This is a genomic window from Kitasatospora sp. NPDC091276, from assembly GCF_040684355.1.
Lineage (GTDB): Bacteria > Actinomycetota > Actinomycetes > Streptomycetales > Streptomycetaceae > Kitasatospora.
The window spans coordinates 85,994-101,261 of record NZ_JBFBFU010000002.1; the positions used below are offsets into that span (position 1 = coordinate 85,994).

Below are 15,268 nucleotides of genomic sequence, written 5' to 3' on the forward strand. Positions count from 1 at the left end.
ATATGGCCGGAGTTTGACGGTCGATCAGTCCTGCTACCGCCGCAGACCAGGCGAGTTGGACGGACGGATCGGCAGGCGGGCCGGCGGACGGGCCTTCGCCGGTCAGGCCGGACGGCCCGGCGGGACCAGGCCGGACTGGTAGGCGATCGCGACGAGTTGGGCCCGGTCCCGGGCGTCCAGCTTGGCCATCGCGCGGTGGACGTGGGTGCGGACGGTGAACGGGCTGACGAACATCCGCTCGGCGATCTCCTCGTTGGTGAGGCCGGTGGCGGCCATCGACATCACCTCGCGCTCGCGCGCGGTGAGGACGGACAGCCGCTCGGCGGTGCCGCCGGCCGCCGGATCGGGCTGGGCGAGGAACTGGTCGATGACGGCCCGGGTGGCGGCGGGCGAGAGCAGGGCGTCCCCGGCGGCGACGGTGCGGACGGCCGCGAGCAGTTCCGCCGGGTCCGCGCCCTTGCCGAGGAAGCCGCCGGCGCCGGCCCGCAGCGCCTGGGCCACGTACTCGTCGATCTCGAAGGTGGTGAGGATCAGGACCCGGGTGCCGGCCAGTTCCTCGTCGCCGCAGATGGCGGCCGTCGCACCGAGGCCGTCGGCGCCGGGCATGCGGATGTCCATCAGGACGATATCGGGGCGGGTGGCGCGGGCGAGTTCGACGGCCTGGTGGCCGTCGGCGGCCTCGCCGACCACCTCCATGTCGTCCTCGGCGTCGATCAGCACCCGGAACGCACCGCGCAGCAGCGCCTGGTCGTCCGCGAGCAGTACCCGGATGGTCATGCGTGGTCCTTGTCTACTCGAACGGCACGGTCTTCCCGGCCGGCCCGGTCCGCCCGTACGGCGCAGCCACCGCGACCGGCGCCGTCGTCCCGGGCGCCGGTGCGCAGCGGGAGTTCGGCGGTGACCAGGAAGCCGCCGTCGGGCCGGCTGTCGGCGGTGAGGCGGCCGCCGACCGCGCCGGCCCGTTCGCGCATGCCGATCAGTCCGAAGCCGCCCTCGCCGGGGGCCGGGTGGGGCAGCAGGGCCTGCCGGGGGCGGGCGCTGGTCGGCGGGCGTCCGTTGGCGACGCTGACGGCGACCCGGCTGCCGCTGTAGGCGAGGGTGATCTCGGCGCCGGCGCCCTGGGCGTGCTTGGCGACGTTGGTCAGGGACTCCTGGACGATCCGGTAGGCGGTGAGGTCCACGCCGGGCGAGAGCGCGCGAGCCTCGCCCTCGACGGTGAGCCGCACCGGCAGGCCGGTGCGTTCGAAGGCGTTGATCAGCTCGGGAAGCCGGTCGAGGCCGGGGGCCGGTTCGAGTGGCGCGGGCTCCTCGGCTCGGCGCAGCAGGCCGACGGTGGCGCGCAGCTCCTGGAGCGCGGAGCCGGTGGCGTCGGTGATGTGGCTGAGCACCTCGCGCGCCTGGGTGGGGTGGCGGTCCATGAGGTAGACGGCGATGCCGGCCTGGGCGTTGGCGAGGGCGATGTGGTGGGCGACGACGTCGTGCAGGTCGCGGGCGATCCGGATCCGCTCGTCGGCGACCCGGCGGCGGGCCTCCTCCTCGCGGGTGCGTTCGGCGCGTTCGGCGCGTTCCTCGATGGCGGCGAGGTGGGCGCGGCGGTTGCGGATGGAGTCGCCGAGGGCGCCGGGCAGCAGGGCCCAGGCGAGGACGCCGAGCCGTTGGCCGATCGGGCCGCCGCCGTCGCCGATCAGCGACGTGCCGGTGAGCAGGACGGCGGAGGCGATCGAGGCGCGCAGGGCGGTGGCGCGGTCGGTCCGGACGGCGAGGAAGTAGAGGGCGAGCAGCAGCGGGGTGGCCAGCCCGGGGGTGAGGCGGGGGGTGGTGAGGATGAGGGCCATCGTGCAGATCAGCGTGATGACGACCACTGCCCGCGGGTGCCGGCGGTGGGCGAACACGGTGACGGCGGAGACCAGCGCGATGGTGGCGCTGAGCGGCCTGAAGGAGATGACGTGGCCGGTCTGGTCGACGGTGACGCCGATGCCGGTCATCGCGATCAGGACGGCGCCGCCGACGGCGTCGAGCAGCCGGGGGTGGTCGCGGCGCAGCCGCTGCCAGGTGTCGCTCATCGTGGTGCTCTCCGGGTCGGGGGTGCCCTGGCGGCACCCTCGCCGGGTTCTGCCAGTTCGTGCCGAACCGCGCCCTGCCGGGCGGGGTGGGCCGGGTCGGGGGCCGCCGTGTGCGTGGCGGACCCCGACAGCAACGGTAACGGTAGGGATCGAACCATTGTCCGGGCCGGGGCCCGTCCCGTGGATCGGGACGGGCCCCGGCTGGTCTGCGGGGGGTCGGCCCTAGACGCCGACGGATTCCCGCCTAGACGCCGACGGACTCCCGGACCGGGGCCGGTTCGGGGGCGGCGGTCTGCAGCTTGCTGCCCTCGACGTCGATGTCCGGCATGAGCCGGTCCAGCCAGCGCGGCAGCCACCAGGCGTGACGGCCGAGCAGGGCCAGGACGGCCGGGACGATGGTCATCCGGACCACGAAGGCGTCGAAGGCGACGGCCGCGGCGAGGCCCAGACCCATCATCTTGATCATCGGTTCGCCCATGCCGATGAAGCCCGCGAAGACGGCGATCATGATGAACGCGGCGGCGGTGACCACCCGGGCGTTGTGCCGGAAGCCGGTGACGATGGCCTCGTCGGGCCGCTCGCCGTGGACGAAGCCCTCGCGGATCCGGGTGACCAGGAACACCTCGTAGTCCATGGCGAGGCCGAAGACCACGCCGACCATGAAGATCGGCATCATGCTCATCACCGGGCCGGTCTGTTCGACGCCGATCAGGTTGGCCAGCCAGCCCCACTGGAAGACCGCGACGACCGCGCCGAGCGCGGCGGCCACCGAGAGCAGGAAGCCGAGCGCCGCCTTCAGCGGGACGAGCACCGAGCGGAACACCACCAGCAGCAGGACGACGGCGAGGCCGACGACCACCGCGAGGTAGGGCACCAACGCGTCGGTGAGCTTCTGCGAGACGTCGATGTTCATCGCCGTCGTGCCGCTGACCAGGACCGTCGCCCCGGTGGCCGTCTTGAGGCCGGCGGCGTGGCCGCGGATGGCCTGGACCAGGTCCTTGGTCTCCGCGGCGCTCGGACCGGTGGACGGGACGGCGTTCAGCAGGGCGGTGTCCCCCGCCTTGTTGAACATCGGCGGGGTGACGGAGACCACGCCGGGCAGCGCCGAGACCGTCTTGGCGACCTCGCTCGCGGCGGCCTTCGGGTCGGGCGTGCCCTTGACGTCGACCATGACGGTCAGCGGCCCGTTGAAGCCGGGGCCGAAGCCCTCGGACAGCAGGTCGTAGGCGCGGCGCTGGGTGGTGGAGGTCGGCTTCGACTCGTCCCCGGGCAGGCCGAGCCGCAGGTCGAGCGCGGGGGCGGCGAGCACCCCGAGGCCGATCACGCCGCCGAGCAGCACCGCGAGCGGGCGGCGCAGCACGAACTTGGCCCAGCGGGAGCCGCCGTTCTCCTTCTTCGGCTGGACGGCGCCCTTGCGGGCCTTGCGGGGCAGCACCCGGCGGCCGATGAAGCCGAGCAGCGCGGGGACCAGGGTGAGCGCGACCAGGACGGCGATGACCACCGTGCCGGCCGCGGCCATGCCCATCTTGGCGAGCATCGGGATGCCGACCACCGAGAGCCCGGCCAGGGCGATCACCACGGTGAGCCCGGCGAACACCACGGCGGAGCCTGCGGTGCCGACGGCCCGGCCGGCCGCCTCCTGCGGGGTGCGGCCCTCGGCGAGCTCGGCCCGGTAGCGGGAGACGATGAACACCGCGTAGTCGATGCCGACCGCGAGTCCCAGCATCATCGCCAGCGTGCTGGTGGTGGAGGACAGGCCGAGCGTGCTGCCGAGCCCGGTGATCAGGGCCATGCCGAGGCCGACCCCGATCACGGCGGTGAGCAGCGGCAGGCCCGCGGCGACGAGCGAGCCGAAGGTGATCACCAGGACGACCGCGGACAGCGCCATGCCGATCATCTCGCTGCTGCCGCCGGCCTCGGGCTTGGCCATCAGCGCGTTGCCGCCGACCTCGACCTTGAGCCCGGCGTCCCGCCCGTGCTGGGCGGCCTGTTCGAGGGCGTCGGTGGCGCCCTTGGACAGCTCGCCCGCCTTCACGGAGTAGCTGACGGTCGCGTACGCGGTGGTGCCGTCCTTGGAGACGGTGTTGGCCTTGAACGGGCTGACCGCGCCGGAGACCTCGTCGGCGTGGGCGAGCTCGGCGACCGTCCGCTCCACCGCCTGCTGGTTGGGCTCGGCGGTGATCTTCTGCCCGGACGGGGCGACGAACACCAGGCGGGCCGAGGCGCCGTCGGCGTGGCCGCCGGGGAAGCGCTCGTTCATCAGGTCGAAGGCCTTCTGCGCCTCCGTACCGGGCATCGCGAAGCCGTCGTCGGGTGCGGCGGGCGCCTTGGCCGCCAGGACTCCGCAGACCGCCAGCACGGCGACCCAGAGCAGGGTCACCAGCCGGCGTCGGACGAAGGCCCAGCGGCCCAGGCGGTACAGGAACGTGGCCACGGAAGAGTGGACTCCTTCGGATCTCGGTCAGAGTGCGCACCGCGGCCGCCCCGGCGCCTTTCGACGCGGACCGCCCGCAGCATGACCCATCCTTGACGGCCGGCCCCTCCTCCGTCGTCGTCCCTGCGCAGGCCGTCTGCGTACTGCGGACGCAGTACGGCCCCTCCCCGGACGGCGGAAGCGCATCAGCTGTGGTGGGAGCGGTCGGGCGCACTCCCGGCGGTGGCGACGGGGCGGCGACGGGGCAGCGGCAGGGCGGCGGCAGGGCGGCGACGGGGCCGGGCGTCGTCACCCGGGCGGGCGGCGACGACGGGCCGCGGCCCGGCGGGCGAAGTAGCGTGATGTGCCGGGCCCGACACTTTTCGTACGGTTCGGCCCCATCTGACCCGATCGGTGCTGACCCCAGCCCGCCGCCGGAGGTGCCCATGGGCGTTCCAGCCGCCCGCATCGTGTTCGACGAATCCGACCGCGCGGCCGTCGCCGAGGCGGTGATGGAGATGCTCACCACCGGCGCCCTCACCCTGGGCCCGTGGACCGAGCGCTTGGAGCAGGCCTTCGCCGCCGAGCACGGCGCCTCGCACGCCGTCGCGGTGAGCAGCGGCACCGCGGCGCTGGAGGTGATCCTGCGCACGGTCGACGTCCGGGGCCGCGACGTCGTCGTACCGGCCGTCACCTTCTACGCGACCGCCGGCGCCGTCCTGCACGCCGGCGGGCGCCCGGTGATCGCCGACGTCGACCCGGCCACCCTGGCGCTCTCCCCCGAGACGCTGGAGGCGGCCCTCACCCCGGATACCGCAGCCGTCGTACTCGTCCACATCGGCGGACTGATCACCCCCCGGGTCGAGGAGCTGCGCGCGCTCTGCGACCGGCACGGCGTCCCGCTGGTCGAGGACGCCGCGCACGCCCACGGCAGCAGCCTCGACGGGCGCTGCGCAGGGACGTTCGGCCTGGCCGGGGCCTTCTCGTTCTACCCGACCAAGGTCACCACCAGCGGCGAGGGCGGCCTGATCCTCACCGAGTCGCCCGAGCTGCGCGACGAGGCCCGCACCTACCGCGACCAGGGCAAGGGCTCCTTCACCACCAACCACCACGTCCGGCTCGGCCACGCCTGGCGGATGAGCGAGCTCAGCGCGGCCGTCGGCGCCGTGCACCTGCGCCGGCTCAAGGAGTTCATCGAGACCCGCCGGGCCGTCGCCCGCCGCTACGACGAGGCGCTGGCCGGGCTCGACGGCCTGGAGCCGGTGCTCGAACCGTCCGGCTGCCGCGGCAACTACTACAAGTACGTGGCGCTGCTGCCGCCCGGGGTGGAGCGCGCCGCGTTCAAGCGGGCGGTCGCCGAGGAGTACGGCGTGCGGCTTTCCGGCGAGGTGTACGACCTGCCGCTGCACCTGCAGCCCGTCCTCGCCCCCTACCGGCGCGGGCCGCTGCCGGTCGCCGAGGACGTCTGCGCGCGGCAGGTGTGCCTGCCGGTGCACTCCGACATGACCGGGGACGAGACGGAGCAGGTCATCGAGGCCGTCTCGGCGGTGCACCGGAGACTCGCCGGATAGCCGGCGCGGGGTCGACCCGACCAGGCGGGCGCGCCGAGGCGCTCGATACGGAGTGCGAGAAGGCGCTCGACACGGAGCCCGACAAGGAGAGAGATCGTGCGGATAGCCGTCACCGGGGGATGCGGATTCATCGGGTCACACGTCGTGGACCACCTGATCGCGGCCGGCCACGACGTCCTCGCGGTGGACACGACCGACAAGTACCTCAACCCCGACGCCGAACACGCCCGGCTCGACATCCTCGACCTCGCGGCCCTCACCTCCGCGCTGGCCGGCAGTGAAGTGGTGTACCACCTCGCGGCGATGGCCGACGTCGAACAGGTCTCTGCCGACCCGGTGCGGGCCGTGCGGACCAACATCGACGGCACCGAGGCCGTCCTGGAGGCCGCGCGGCGCAGCGGGCTGAGCCGCACCGTGCTGGCGAGCACCGTCTGGGTCTACGGCGCCGCTCTCACCGACGATCAACTTGACGGCGGAGAGCAGGAGTTGGACGAGCACGTGCCGATCGAACTGGAACACAGCGGCCACCTCTACGTGGCCACCAAGCTCGCCGCCGAGATGCTGGTGCACAGCTACCGCGAGCTGTACGGGCAGCACTTCACCATCCTGCGCTACGGCATCCCGTACGGGCCCCGGATGCGCGACGAGCTGGTCGTCGCCCGGTTCGTCCAGGCCGCGCTCACCGGGCGGCCGATCACCATCGCCGGCGACGGGCGGCAGAGCCGCAACTTCGTCTACGTCGAGGACCTCGCCGACGCCCACGTCCGGGCCCTGTCCCCCGCCGCCGAGGACCGGACCTTCGCCCTGGAGGGCTCCACCGCCGTCTCGGTGCGCGACATCGCCGACACCGTCGACGACCTGCTGGGGCCGGTCTCGATCGAGCACATCGACGGCCGCAAGGCCGACTACACCGGGCGGCGGATCTCCTGCGCCCAGGCCAAGCGCCTGCTCGGCTGGTCTCCGCACACCAACTTCGCGGACGGCGTGCGGAGTTACGCCGACTGGTACCGGGCCGCCGCAGCCGCCTCCGCCGCCTCCTGAGCGGGCCGCCCGATGCCGCACGCCCTGCTCGTCTCCGGCTCCCTCGGCCAGGGCCACGACGTGATGGCCCAGGCCTGCGCCGACACCCTGCGGGCCCGTGGCTGGACCACCCACACGGTCGACGCGATGGCCCTGCTCGGGCAGCGCTCCGGCGCCGCCGGGGAGGCCGTGTTCCGACGGCTGCTCGACCTGCCCGGCGTGTACGACGCCTTCCACTTCTCGGCGTTGCGGCCCGGTGCCCGGCTCGCGCTGCTCGCCGACGCGGCCGCCCGCAGCCGGCTCGTCCCGGCGCTGCGCCAACTGGTCGCGGCGCAGCGGCCGCAGCTGGTGGTCTCCGTGTTCGCCACCGCCACCTCGGCCGTCAACCGGCTGCCGCCACGGGACTTCCGGCACTTCGTGTTCTGCACCGACGTGACGCCGCACCGGCTCTGGGTGCAGGAGGGCACCGACCTCTTCCTGGTCACCTCCGAGGTCGCCGCCTGCGCCGTGCGCCGCTACCGGCCGGACGCCGCCGTCACCGTCCTGCCCGCTCCACTGCGGGAACCGTTCTACCGGCCGCCCGGCCGGGCCGAGGCGCGCGCCGAACTGGGCGTCCCGGCGGGCGGGCGGTGCGTGCTGCTGATGTCCGGCGCCTGGGGGCTCGGGCCGCTCGCCCGCACCGCCGCCTCGCTCGCCGCCGCCGGTCCGCACGTGCTCGCCGTCGCCGGGCGCAACCGGGAACTGGAACGGCGGCTGCGGGCCGCCGCCCGCCGGGAGCCGCGCCTGCACCCCTTCGGCTACACCGACCGGATCCCCGCCCTGATGGCCGCCGCCGACCTCGTCGTCACCAGCTCCGGCGACACCTGCAGCGAGGCCCGCGCCCTCGGGCGGCGGTTGCTGCTGCTCGACGTCGTCCAGGGCCACGGCCGCGACAACCTCCAGCACGAGCTGGAACTCGGCCACGCCGACGTCGCCTCCGCCCACCCCGCCGAAGTGGTCCGCAACGCCCTCGCCGCCCTCGGCCGCCCCGGGCCCGCGCCCTCCCCCGGCGCCACCCCGGAGCCCTGGCGCACCGGGTTCACCGCGGCCCTGGCACAGGTGGGGCTGGCGTAGTCGAGGGACGGGGCAAGCAGTGCGGGAGCCGCATCGGGTGCCCGGGAAACCGCCGTCGGGGCGGGGCTTCGTCGTCCGCCCGGCGCTCGACGGCGGGCGCGGTGCCGTCAGCCGCGGGCGGTCCCCGGGACGGCGTGGTCGCGGAGCGGGCCGAGGGTGAGGGAGTGGGCGCGGCAGTGGGCGGCGATCAGCGGAAGGGCGGCGAGGGTGGCCCGCCAGGAGTCGGGGGCGGAGGTGCAGTCGGAGTCGTGCAGGAGCAGGGTCGCGCCGCCGGTGAGGCCGGGGCGGGCGGTCGCGTAGACGGAGACGCCGGTCGCCTCCGCCGTCCAGTCGCGGCCCCAGGCCGTCCACAGGACACTGCGCAGGCCCAGCCGCCGGGCGGCCAGGGCCGGGCCGGCCGTCAGCACCCCGTACGGCGGGCGGTACCAGTGCGGGCGGACCCCGCACAGCGCGGTCACCGCCTCGGTCGCGCGGCGCAGTTCGCGCAGGTCACGGGCCGGAGCCGGGTACCACTGCGGCCGGTGGTGCCAGCCGTGCACGGCCACCTCGTGGCCGCGCAGCACCAGCTCCCGGCCGAGGGCGGGGGCGCGCTCCAGCATCGAGCCCAGCAGGAAGAAGGTCGCCCGGACACCGCCCAGGGCGTCCAGCGCGTCCAGGATCTCCGGGGTGCTGTGCGGGTCGGGGCCGTCGTCGAAGGTCAGGGCGACGTGGTGCGGGTCCGCGCCGAGGCCGGCGGTTCGGCGGGCCAGCGTGCGGCGCAGCGCCGGGAGGCGCACCGCCGCCGGGGCCAGGTGCGCGAACTCCGCCGCGGCCGCCGTCACGGTCGCCGTCGCGAGCACCCGGGTGGCCGTGTTCACCGGGCTCACCCGAAGCGGGAGGCCATGCGCCGGAACACGCCCGGTGCCACCCCGTGGATCCGGGCCGGGAAGCCGAGCCAGTGCGGCACGAAGAGCCGGTCGCGCCCGGTGGTGATGGTCGCGACCACGGTGTCGGCGACCCGCTCCGCCGGGACGGGCCGTGGCCGCTCCCGCTGGTAGGGCGTGCCGCGCCGGTCGAAGAACGGGGTGTCCACCGGGCCCGGCAGCACCAGGCGCACCCCCACCCCGGTGCCGCGCAGCTCGTACCAGAGGCTCTCCGCGAACATCGCCAGCCCGCCCTTGGTCGCCGCGTACCCCGACTCGTCGCGCACGCCGACCTGGCCGGCCATCGAGCCGAGCAGCACGATCCGGCCCCGGCGGCGCTCCAGCATGCCCGGCAGGAGCAGGCGGACCAGCCGCAGCGGGGCGGCGAAGTTGACCTCGATCATCCGGTCCAGGACGTCCGAGGGGGTGTCCGCGAACGGTCCGCGCCACCCCAGGCCCGCACTGGCGACCAGCGCGTCCACCCGGCCGGCCTCCGCGAGGGCCGCCTCCGCGAGCCGGCTCGGGCCGTCCGGCTTGCTCAGGTCCTCGGGCAGGACGCGGCCGCCGGTCCGGGCGGCGACCTCGTCCAGGCGGGCGCGGTCCGTACCGGACAGCAGGGTCCGCCAGCCGGCGTCGGCCAGGCGGACGGCCGTGGCCAGGCCGATGCCGGAGGACGCGCCGGTGACGAGCACGACCGGAGGGTCGGCGGGCCCCGGCCGTCGGGGGCCCGGCTGGGCTTCGTCCGCCATCGCGCACCTGCCGCTCCGTGGGCGTGTCGCCGTCCGATTTGTCCGGCAAGTCACCTTCGCACGGCGGCGCCACCCGGGCTACCGGGGCGGGACGGCCGGCTCCGCGTCCGCCTCCGGGTCCGGGCCCGGTTCAGGGTCCCGCTCCGCCGAGCCCGGCCGCGCAGCGACCACCTCCGCGGACTGCCCCTCCAACTCCCCGAACCTGGACAGCAGGAAGGTGCCGCCCACCGCCACCGCGAAGCCCGCCAGCGCGCACCACTCGAACCCCGGACGCGCCGCGTCGCCCAGCGCCGCCACGCCCACCAGCGCCGGGCCGAAGGTCTCGGCGACCGTCCCGGCGGCGGTCGCGGCCGTGACCGTGCCGCGCTGAAGCGCCAGCGCGTACGCCAGGTAGCCGCCGAGGCCGCCCACCGCGAGCGCGTACGCCGCCGGGTCGGTGAGGACGGTGACCAGACTCGACGCGTCCATCACCCGCACCGCCAGGCTCGTCACCCCGAACCCCACCCCCGCCAGCAGCCCCAGCCCGGCCGCCGCCACGGTGCCGGCCCGGCGCACCAGGACGAGGGTCAGCAGCAGCATCACGGCGGTCGTCGCGAGCAGCGCCCAGTGGAACAGCGGCGGGGCGTGCTCCCGGCCCTCCCGGCCCGACCCCGACGCCAGCAGCGTCAGGCCGACCACCACGGCGACGATTCCCGCCACGTCCCCCCGGCGCAGCCGTGCCCCGAGCAGCCGGACGGCGGCGAGCGCCGTCACGGCCAGGCTCGCGTTGGTGACGGCCTGCACGAGGAACAGGGGCAGGCTGCGCAGCGCCACGATGCTCAGCGCGAAACCGACGATGTCCAGCACCGTGCCGAGCAGGAACTCCCACGACCGCGCCAGCGCGGCCAGCAGCCCCGCCCGCACCCGGTCCGCCTGCGGCGCCGACCGCGCCCCGCGCGCCTGGAACACCGCCCCGAACCCGAAGCACACGGTCGCGACCAAGGCGGTGGTGAGTCCCAGCAGCATGCCTCTCCCAGCCTCACGGGCAGCGTCGATCCACCACCAGTCTGTCCCCGGGACGGCGGGGCCGCACGGGTGGAGGGGGTTGGGTGGCGACCGGGCGGGGGCGACCGGGCGGGCGGGGTCAGGGCTTGAGCGCCACGGCCGCGTAGGCGGCGGCCTCGGGGGCGGTGGCCGGCGGGTCGGTGGGGGTGGGCCGCCAGTGGGGGGTGGGGACGGTGCCGGGGGCGATGAGGCTCCAGCCGTCGAAGAAGCGGGTGAACTCGGGGAGCGTGCGGGCCTGGGCGTCGGTGCCGGCGGATTCGTAGATCCGGACCAGGCCGGCGATCTCGGCCGGGGCGAAGTCGGGGGTGACGTGGGTCATCACCAGGGCGCTGCCGGGGGCGAGGGCCGCTTTGAGGTGCTCGACGAGCTCGTGGGCGCCGCGGGTGTCGGGGACGAAGTGCAGGAGGGCGTTGAGGGACAGCGCGACGGGCCGGGTGAGGTCGATGGTGTCGCGCAGGCCGGGCGAGGCGAGGAGGCGGGCGGGGTCGGTGACGTCGGCCTCGACGTAGGCGGTGCGGCCTTCGGGGGTGCCGGTGAGCAGCGCCTGGGCGTGTGAGAGCACGATCGGGTCGTTGTCGGCGTAGACGACGCGGGCGGACGGTTCGACGCTCTGGGCGACCTCGTGGAGGTTGGGCGGGGTGGGGATGCCGGTGCCGATGTCGAGGAACTGGTCGATGCCGGCCCGGGCGAGGGCGCGGGTGGAGCGGTGGACGAAGGACCGGTTGGCGCGAGCGGCGACGCGCAGCCAGGGGGCGACCGCGAGGGCGTGCCCGGCCGCCTCGCGGTCGGCGGCGAAGTTGGTGAAGCCGCCGAGGTAGTAGTCGTACATCCGGGCCGAGTGCGGCATGTTGAGCCGCAGGTCGACTCCGTCGTAGAGGCTCATCGCGTTCCCCCCTGGCGTCGTGGACACCTGTCGATTGGTGCCCACCGTATCCGGAGGTCGAGCGCGGACCGCCGCGCTCCAACCAGTCGGCCGATCCCATGGGATGACGATCTGTGTTCGGGATGCGGCCTGGAGTGACGGGCCGGATGGACTGAGGATGGGCGCAGACAGCCCGACCCTCGAGTGGCCCGCCGAGCTGCCGGCGGCCACGGAAAGCAGGCTCGATGACGATCGACAGGGGCGCCCCCGTGCGCGGGTACCGGGGAGGGCCGACGCTGGAGCGCGCCGACGGCGCGGAGTCGGACCGGGAGGCCGGTGGCGACCTCGGCCTGCGGCTGGACCTCACCTACGCGTCGTTCTGCGAGACCCATGAACCCGCTTGGCACGCTCTCGCGTTGACCAGGATAGGCGGCCAGGCGGACGCCGCGCTGGTGGTCGAGGCCGTGAAGGCGGACCTGGCCCGCTGCTGGCCTCAGGTGCTGCGGTTCGAGGAGCCGGCCGCGTACGCCTGGCGGTTGGCGAACCGGCACGTCTCGGACTGGATGTCCGCCGAGGAACCGGTGGCGGTGGAGGCCGTCACCTTCGCCGCGGTGATCGGCGCGTTCAAGCAGGTCGCGAACGGGCTGCTGCACAGCGAGGCGGACGAGGTGCGGCTGTACGCGGCGATCCTCGAACTCCCTGACCGACAACGGGATGTGATCATCCTGCGGTACCTGCTGGGCCTGCACGTCAAGGTGATCGCGGCCTACCTGGGGCGGCCGGTGGCGACGGTGCACTCCAACCTGCGGCACGCGCGGGAGCGACTGGCGCGCCGGCTCGGCGTGGGCGAACTGCCCGACCGCTCGGGCGAACCGGCCGACCGAGCGGGTGAACCGCCGGACCACGCGGGTCAGCTGTGACGCCCGGGCGGGAAGCGGACCCGGCCGACGGGGCGGGCGCGAGCGACAGGACGGGTACGAGCGGCGAGGCGGGTACGAGCGGCGGGGGGCGTGCGGTGGTCCACGTGCCCCGGCCGGAGCGCGCGCACGCCGAGCGCATCGCAGCACTGCGCCAGGCCCGGCTCACGGCCGCGCCGACACACCTGCCGTCGGAGTTCGAGCAGGCCGCCTTCGAACTGGGCCTGGTGGTGGCCCTGGTACTGGGCGCACCGGACGCCTCCCGGGGGCTCGACCTCCTGGTGAACGCCCGCCGGATCCAGCCCGAGGGCGCGGAGGTGTTCGCCGCGCTGCTCTACGCGACCGGGCGGGAGGAGGGCGCCGAGTTCTGGTGGCGCTTCGCGGCCGGATCGGGCTGCGGCACGGCGGCGTACTGCCTGCACCTGCACCATCTGAAGCTCGGCGAGAACGACGACGCCGACTACTGGCGGGCCTGGTCGGACCAGCTGGCGGCGGCCGGACGCCCCTCCGGGCCGATGCCGTTGCGGATGACCAGACCGCTGCTGCCGGACGACGTGCGGCGCGACATCCTGTCCCGGGTCCACCACGGGCTGGCGCCGCAACTGCCGCCGCGGCTGGTCGCGGTGATCGACCGGCTGCCGTTGCAGGGCGACGAGGACGAGGAGGAGGTGCCGAGCCCGTGGGGGCTCACCTCGGGGGCGACCTCGGCGTGTTCGTGGGATGTCCGGTGGGACGGCGAGGACCCGTTGGAGTGAGCCCGCCCGCGCCTGCCCGCACTCCCCCGTTCAGGTGAGCACCGCCTGCCGGGCCGCGATGTCCGGGTCGCGGCCGCCGCCGGAGGTGACGGCCTCCGCCCCGGAGCCGGTGTGCCGGACGACGTAGCGGTGCGGCGCCATCGCCGTGTCGCGGCCGGGCAGTGCGGCGACCACCGCGTGGTGGGCGACGGCCGGGGTGAGTTCGCGGTCCGCGCTGGTCAGCCTGGCGGTCAGCCTTCCCTCATCCAGCGCCAGCTCGATCTCCGCCCGCGCGCCGAGGGCGGCCTCCAGCAGGGCGCGGACGGCGGCCAGGTCGATCCAGGAGCCGTCGACCAGGTGCCACTGCCCGCTCCGGTCGGGGGTCGGCACGCCGCCGACGCCGGGCAGGGCGTCGAGCGGCACGGGCCCGCGGGCGGCGGCGGCCAGGACGGCGAGCAGCGCCCGCCCGAACCGGTCGGTCTCGTCCGGGTCCAGCACCTGCGGGCAGCTGATCAGGGCGAAGTCGAGGCTGCCGCTGATCCGCAGGATGGTGAACATCAGCCGGACCGGCAGCTGTGGGGCGGGCAGCCGGGTCAGTTCGGGGTCGGCGGTCGCGGCGGGTTGGGCGTCGGCGACGGCGGCGGGGATGGTCAGGCTCAGGTCGTTGACCACGACATGGCGGGGGAAACGGATGCCGCGCAGGTGGGCGCAGTCCTCGATGAGCCGCCAGACCTGTTCGGCGTCCAGGGTGCTGTGCCAGTAGGCGCTCAGCGAGGCCGCCTTGGCCCGGCCGATCAGCTGGTCGAGGTCGGCAGTCCCGGTGTCGAGCAGGATCAGGGCGTCCTGCGCCAGGGTGCCGACGTGGTCGACCAGGGCGGCGCGCTGACGGTTCGCGGAGAGCGCCGAGAGCGCCAGCCCGGTGCGGCCCGACCGGTGCGCGACGAGCGCGGCGAAGGCGGCGAGCAGGACGACGGACGGGCTCGCGCCGGTGCGGCGGCAGACGGCGGCGAGGTCCTCGGCGGCGGTGCGGGAGCGGACCAGGACGGCGGAGAGGTCGTGCGGGGGGCCGGTGATCCGCGCGTCGGCGAACACCACCTGCGGGCCGGTGGCGAGGCTGCGGGCCCAGTACCGCAGGGCGGCGGCCGACTTGCGGCGGCCCTGCGCGCTCCGTTCCGCGTCCGCGATCCGCAGCGGGGTCGGGGCGGTGACCGGCGGGAGGTCCTTGCCGGCGGCGAGGTCCAGCCAGTCCTGGATCAGCAGCACGGTGGCGGCGCCGTCGGCCCCCGCGTGGCAGACCACCGCGACCAGCCGCAGCAGTCGCTCCCCGTCCGCGACGAGGGTGAAGCGCAGCCGCGGGGCGGCCGCCAGGTCGAACGGAACGGCGACGTCGGCCCGACCCAACTCCGCTGCGAAAGCGTCCAGTTGAATGTCGCTGCGGTCGCCCGCCTCGATCACGGTGACGGTGAACCGGCCTTCCGGGTGCACCACCTGGCGCTCCGGGAAGCCGTCCGCGCCGGGGCCGGCGGGGAAGGAGGTGCGCAGCGACTCGTGCCGTTCGACGAGTCGGCGCAGGGCGGCCAGCCCGGCGGACACCGAGGTGCCGTCCGGGACGGGCCAGAGCGAATCCTTGTTGATCTGCTCGGGGGCATCGCGCCCGATGCACCGGATCATGTTGTCCTGGCCGAGCGTGAGCGGCCCCGAATCGACAGCCGCACCACCGGCCGAGCCTTCGGCCGAGGCCGCGTACCGGACCTCGATCCGTCTACTGGTCTGTGTCTCGCCGTACGGGGTCACGTCGTACGCGCCTTTCGGCTCGCCGGGGAAGGGTTCAGCGGGGGTGCGATCGGGACGCTACCAGCGACCTCGCACACTGGTCCAGA

The 15,268-nt window shown here is 75.0% G+C and carries 13 protein-coding genes; 5 read left to right on the top strand and 8 right to left on the bottom strand.

The window, feature by feature from the left end; translation table 11 throughout:
• Positions 1–102: 102 nt before the first annotated feature.
• From AB0O19_RS02505 to AB0O19_RS02515, 3 genes are all read right to left on the bottom strand, one after another.
• On the bottom strand, positions 103–777 hold the full coding sequence (locus AB0O19_RS02505; RefSeq protein ID WP_350885603.1) for a response regulator transcription factor: 675 nt from the start codon (positions 775–777) through the stop codon (positions 103–105).
• Positions 774–2,063, bottom strand: a complete 1,290-nt coding sequence (locus AB0O19_RS02510; RefSeq protein WP_363617156.1) for a histidine kinase — start codon at positions 2,061–2,063, stop codon at positions 774–776. Before AB0O19_RS02510 ends, AB0O19_RS02505 begins: the two co-directional genes overlap by 4 nt.
• Positions 2,064–2,307: 244 nt before the next feature.
• Positions 2,308–4,497, bottom strand: a complete 2,190-nt coding sequence (locus AB0O19_RS02515) for an MMPL family transporter (RefSeq protein ID WP_363617158.1) — start codon at positions 4,495–4,497, stop codon at positions 2,308–2,310.
• Between the two features lie 425 nt (positions 4,498–4,922).
• Between AB0O19_RS02515 and AB0O19_RS02520 the strand changes: the two genes are divergently transcribed.
• The 3 genes from AB0O19_RS02520 (at position 4,923) to AB0O19_RS02530 (ending at position 8,180) form a co-directional block, all read left to right on the top strand.
• On the top strand, positions 4,923–6,047 hold the full coding sequence (locus AB0O19_RS02520) for a DegT/DnrJ/EryC1/StrS family aminotransferase (RefSeq protein ID WP_363617160.1): 1,125 nt from the start codon (positions 4,923–4,925) through the stop codon (positions 6,045–6,047).
• Between the two features lie 96 nt (positions 6,048–6,143).
• Complete coding sequence (locus tag AB0O19_RS02525; protein WP_363617162.1) at positions 6,144–7,088, top strand: NAD-dependent epimerase/dehydratase family protein; 945 nt, start codon at positions 6,144–6,146, stop codon at positions 7,086–7,088.
• A 12-nt stretch (positions 7,089–7,100) separates the two neighbouring features.
• Complete coding sequence (locus tag AB0O19_RS02530; protein ID WP_363617164.1) at positions 7,101–8,180, top strand: hypothetical protein; 1,080 nt, start codon at positions 7,101–7,103, stop codon at positions 8,178–8,180.
• 107 nt (positions 8,181–8,287) lie between these two features.
• Here AB0O19_RS02530 and AB0O19_RS02535 read toward each other — a convergent pair whose 3' ends face one another.
• The 4 genes from AB0O19_RS02535 to AB0O19_RS02550 all read right to left on the bottom strand — a co-directional run bounded on the left by AB0O19_RS02535 (position 8,288) and on the right by AB0O19_RS02550 (position 11,758).
• Complete coding sequence (locus AB0O19_RS02535) at positions 8,288–9,037, bottom strand: polysaccharide deacetylase family protein (RefSeq protein ID WP_363617166.1); 750 nt, start codon at positions 9,035–9,037, stop codon at positions 8,288–8,290.
• Positions 9,038–9,042: 5 nt separating this feature from the next.
• The gene (locus AB0O19_RS02540; RefSeq protein WP_363617168.1) at positions 9,043–9,774 is read right to left on the bottom strand and encodes an SDR family NAD(P)-dependent oxidoreductase; all 732 of its coding nucleotides are present in this window, start codon (positions 9,772–9,774) and stop codon (positions 9,043–9,045) included.
• A 135-nt stretch (positions 9,775–9,909) separates the two neighbouring features.
• A complete protein-coding gene (locus AB0O19_RS02545; RefSeq protein WP_363617170.1) occupies positions 9,910–10,836 on the bottom strand; it encodes a hypothetical protein in 927 nt (308 codons plus the stop codon).
• 118 nt (positions 10,837–10,954) lie between these two features.
• A complete protein-coding gene (locus AB0O19_RS02550) occupies positions 10,955–11,758 on the bottom strand; it encodes an SAM-dependent methyltransferase (RefSeq protein WP_363617172.1) in 804 nt (267 codons plus the stop codon).
• 224 nt (positions 11,759–11,982) lie between these two features.
• On the opposite strand from AB0O19_RS02550, the gene AB0O19_RS02555 reads away from it, so the two are divergent.
• On the top strand, positions 11,983–12,657 hold the full coding sequence (locus AB0O19_RS02555; RefSeq protein WP_363617174.1) for a sigma-70 family RNA polymerase sigma factor: 675 nt from the start codon (positions 11,983–11,985) through the stop codon (positions 12,655–12,657).
• A gap of 95 nt (positions 12,658–12,752) precedes the next feature.
• Positions 12,753–13,409 carry a hypothetical protein gene (locus AB0O19_RS02560; protein WP_363617176.1) on the top strand — a complete coding sequence of 219 codons (657 nt, stop codon included), beginning with the start codon at positions 12,753–12,755 and terminating at the stop codon, positions 13,407–13,409.
• A gap of 30 nt (positions 13,410–13,439) precedes the next feature.
• On the opposite strand, the gene AB0O19_RS02565 is transcribed toward AB0O19_RS02560, so the two are convergent.
• Positions 13,440–15,059, bottom strand: a complete 1,620-nt coding sequence (locus AB0O19_RS02565; RefSeq protein ID WP_363617178.1) for a condensation domain-containing protein — start codon at positions 15,057–15,059, stop codon at positions 13,440–13,442.
• Positions 15,060–15,268 lie beyond the last annotated feature (209 nt).

Coding starts and splice junctions, on each gene's coding strand:
- AB0O19_RS02545 (WP_363617170.1), bottom strand. CDS start 10,836: ATGCTGCTGGGACTCACCACCGCCTTGGTCGCGACCGTGTGCTTCGGG.
- AB0O19_RS02505 (WP_350885603.1), bottom strand. CDS start 777: ATGACCATCCGGGTACTGCTCGCGGACGACCAGGCGCTGCTGCGCGGT.
- AB0O19_RS02530 (WP_363617164.1), top strand. CDS start 7,101: ATGCCGCACGCCCTGCTCGTCTCCGGCTCCCTCGGCCAGGGCCACGAC.
- AB0O19_RS02565 (WP_363617178.1), bottom strand. CDS start 15,059: ATGATCCGGTGCATCGGGCGCGATGCCCCCGAGCAGATCAACAAGGAT.
- AB0O19_RS02510 (WP_363617156.1), bottom strand. CDS start 2,063: ATGAGCGACACCTGGCAGCGGCTGCGCCGCGACCACCCCCGGCTGCTC.
- AB0O19_RS02520 (WP_363617160.1), top strand. CDS start 4,923: ATGGGCGTTCCAGCCGCCCGCATCGTGTTCGACGAATCCGACCGCGCG.
- AB0O19_RS02555 (WP_363617174.1), top strand. CDS start 11,983: ATGACGATCGACAGGGGCGCCCCCGTGCGCGGGTACCGGGGAGGGCCG.
- AB0O19_RS02550 (WP_363617172.1), bottom strand. CDS start 11,758: ATGAGCCTCTACGACGGAGTCGACCTGCGGCTCAACATGCCGCACTCG.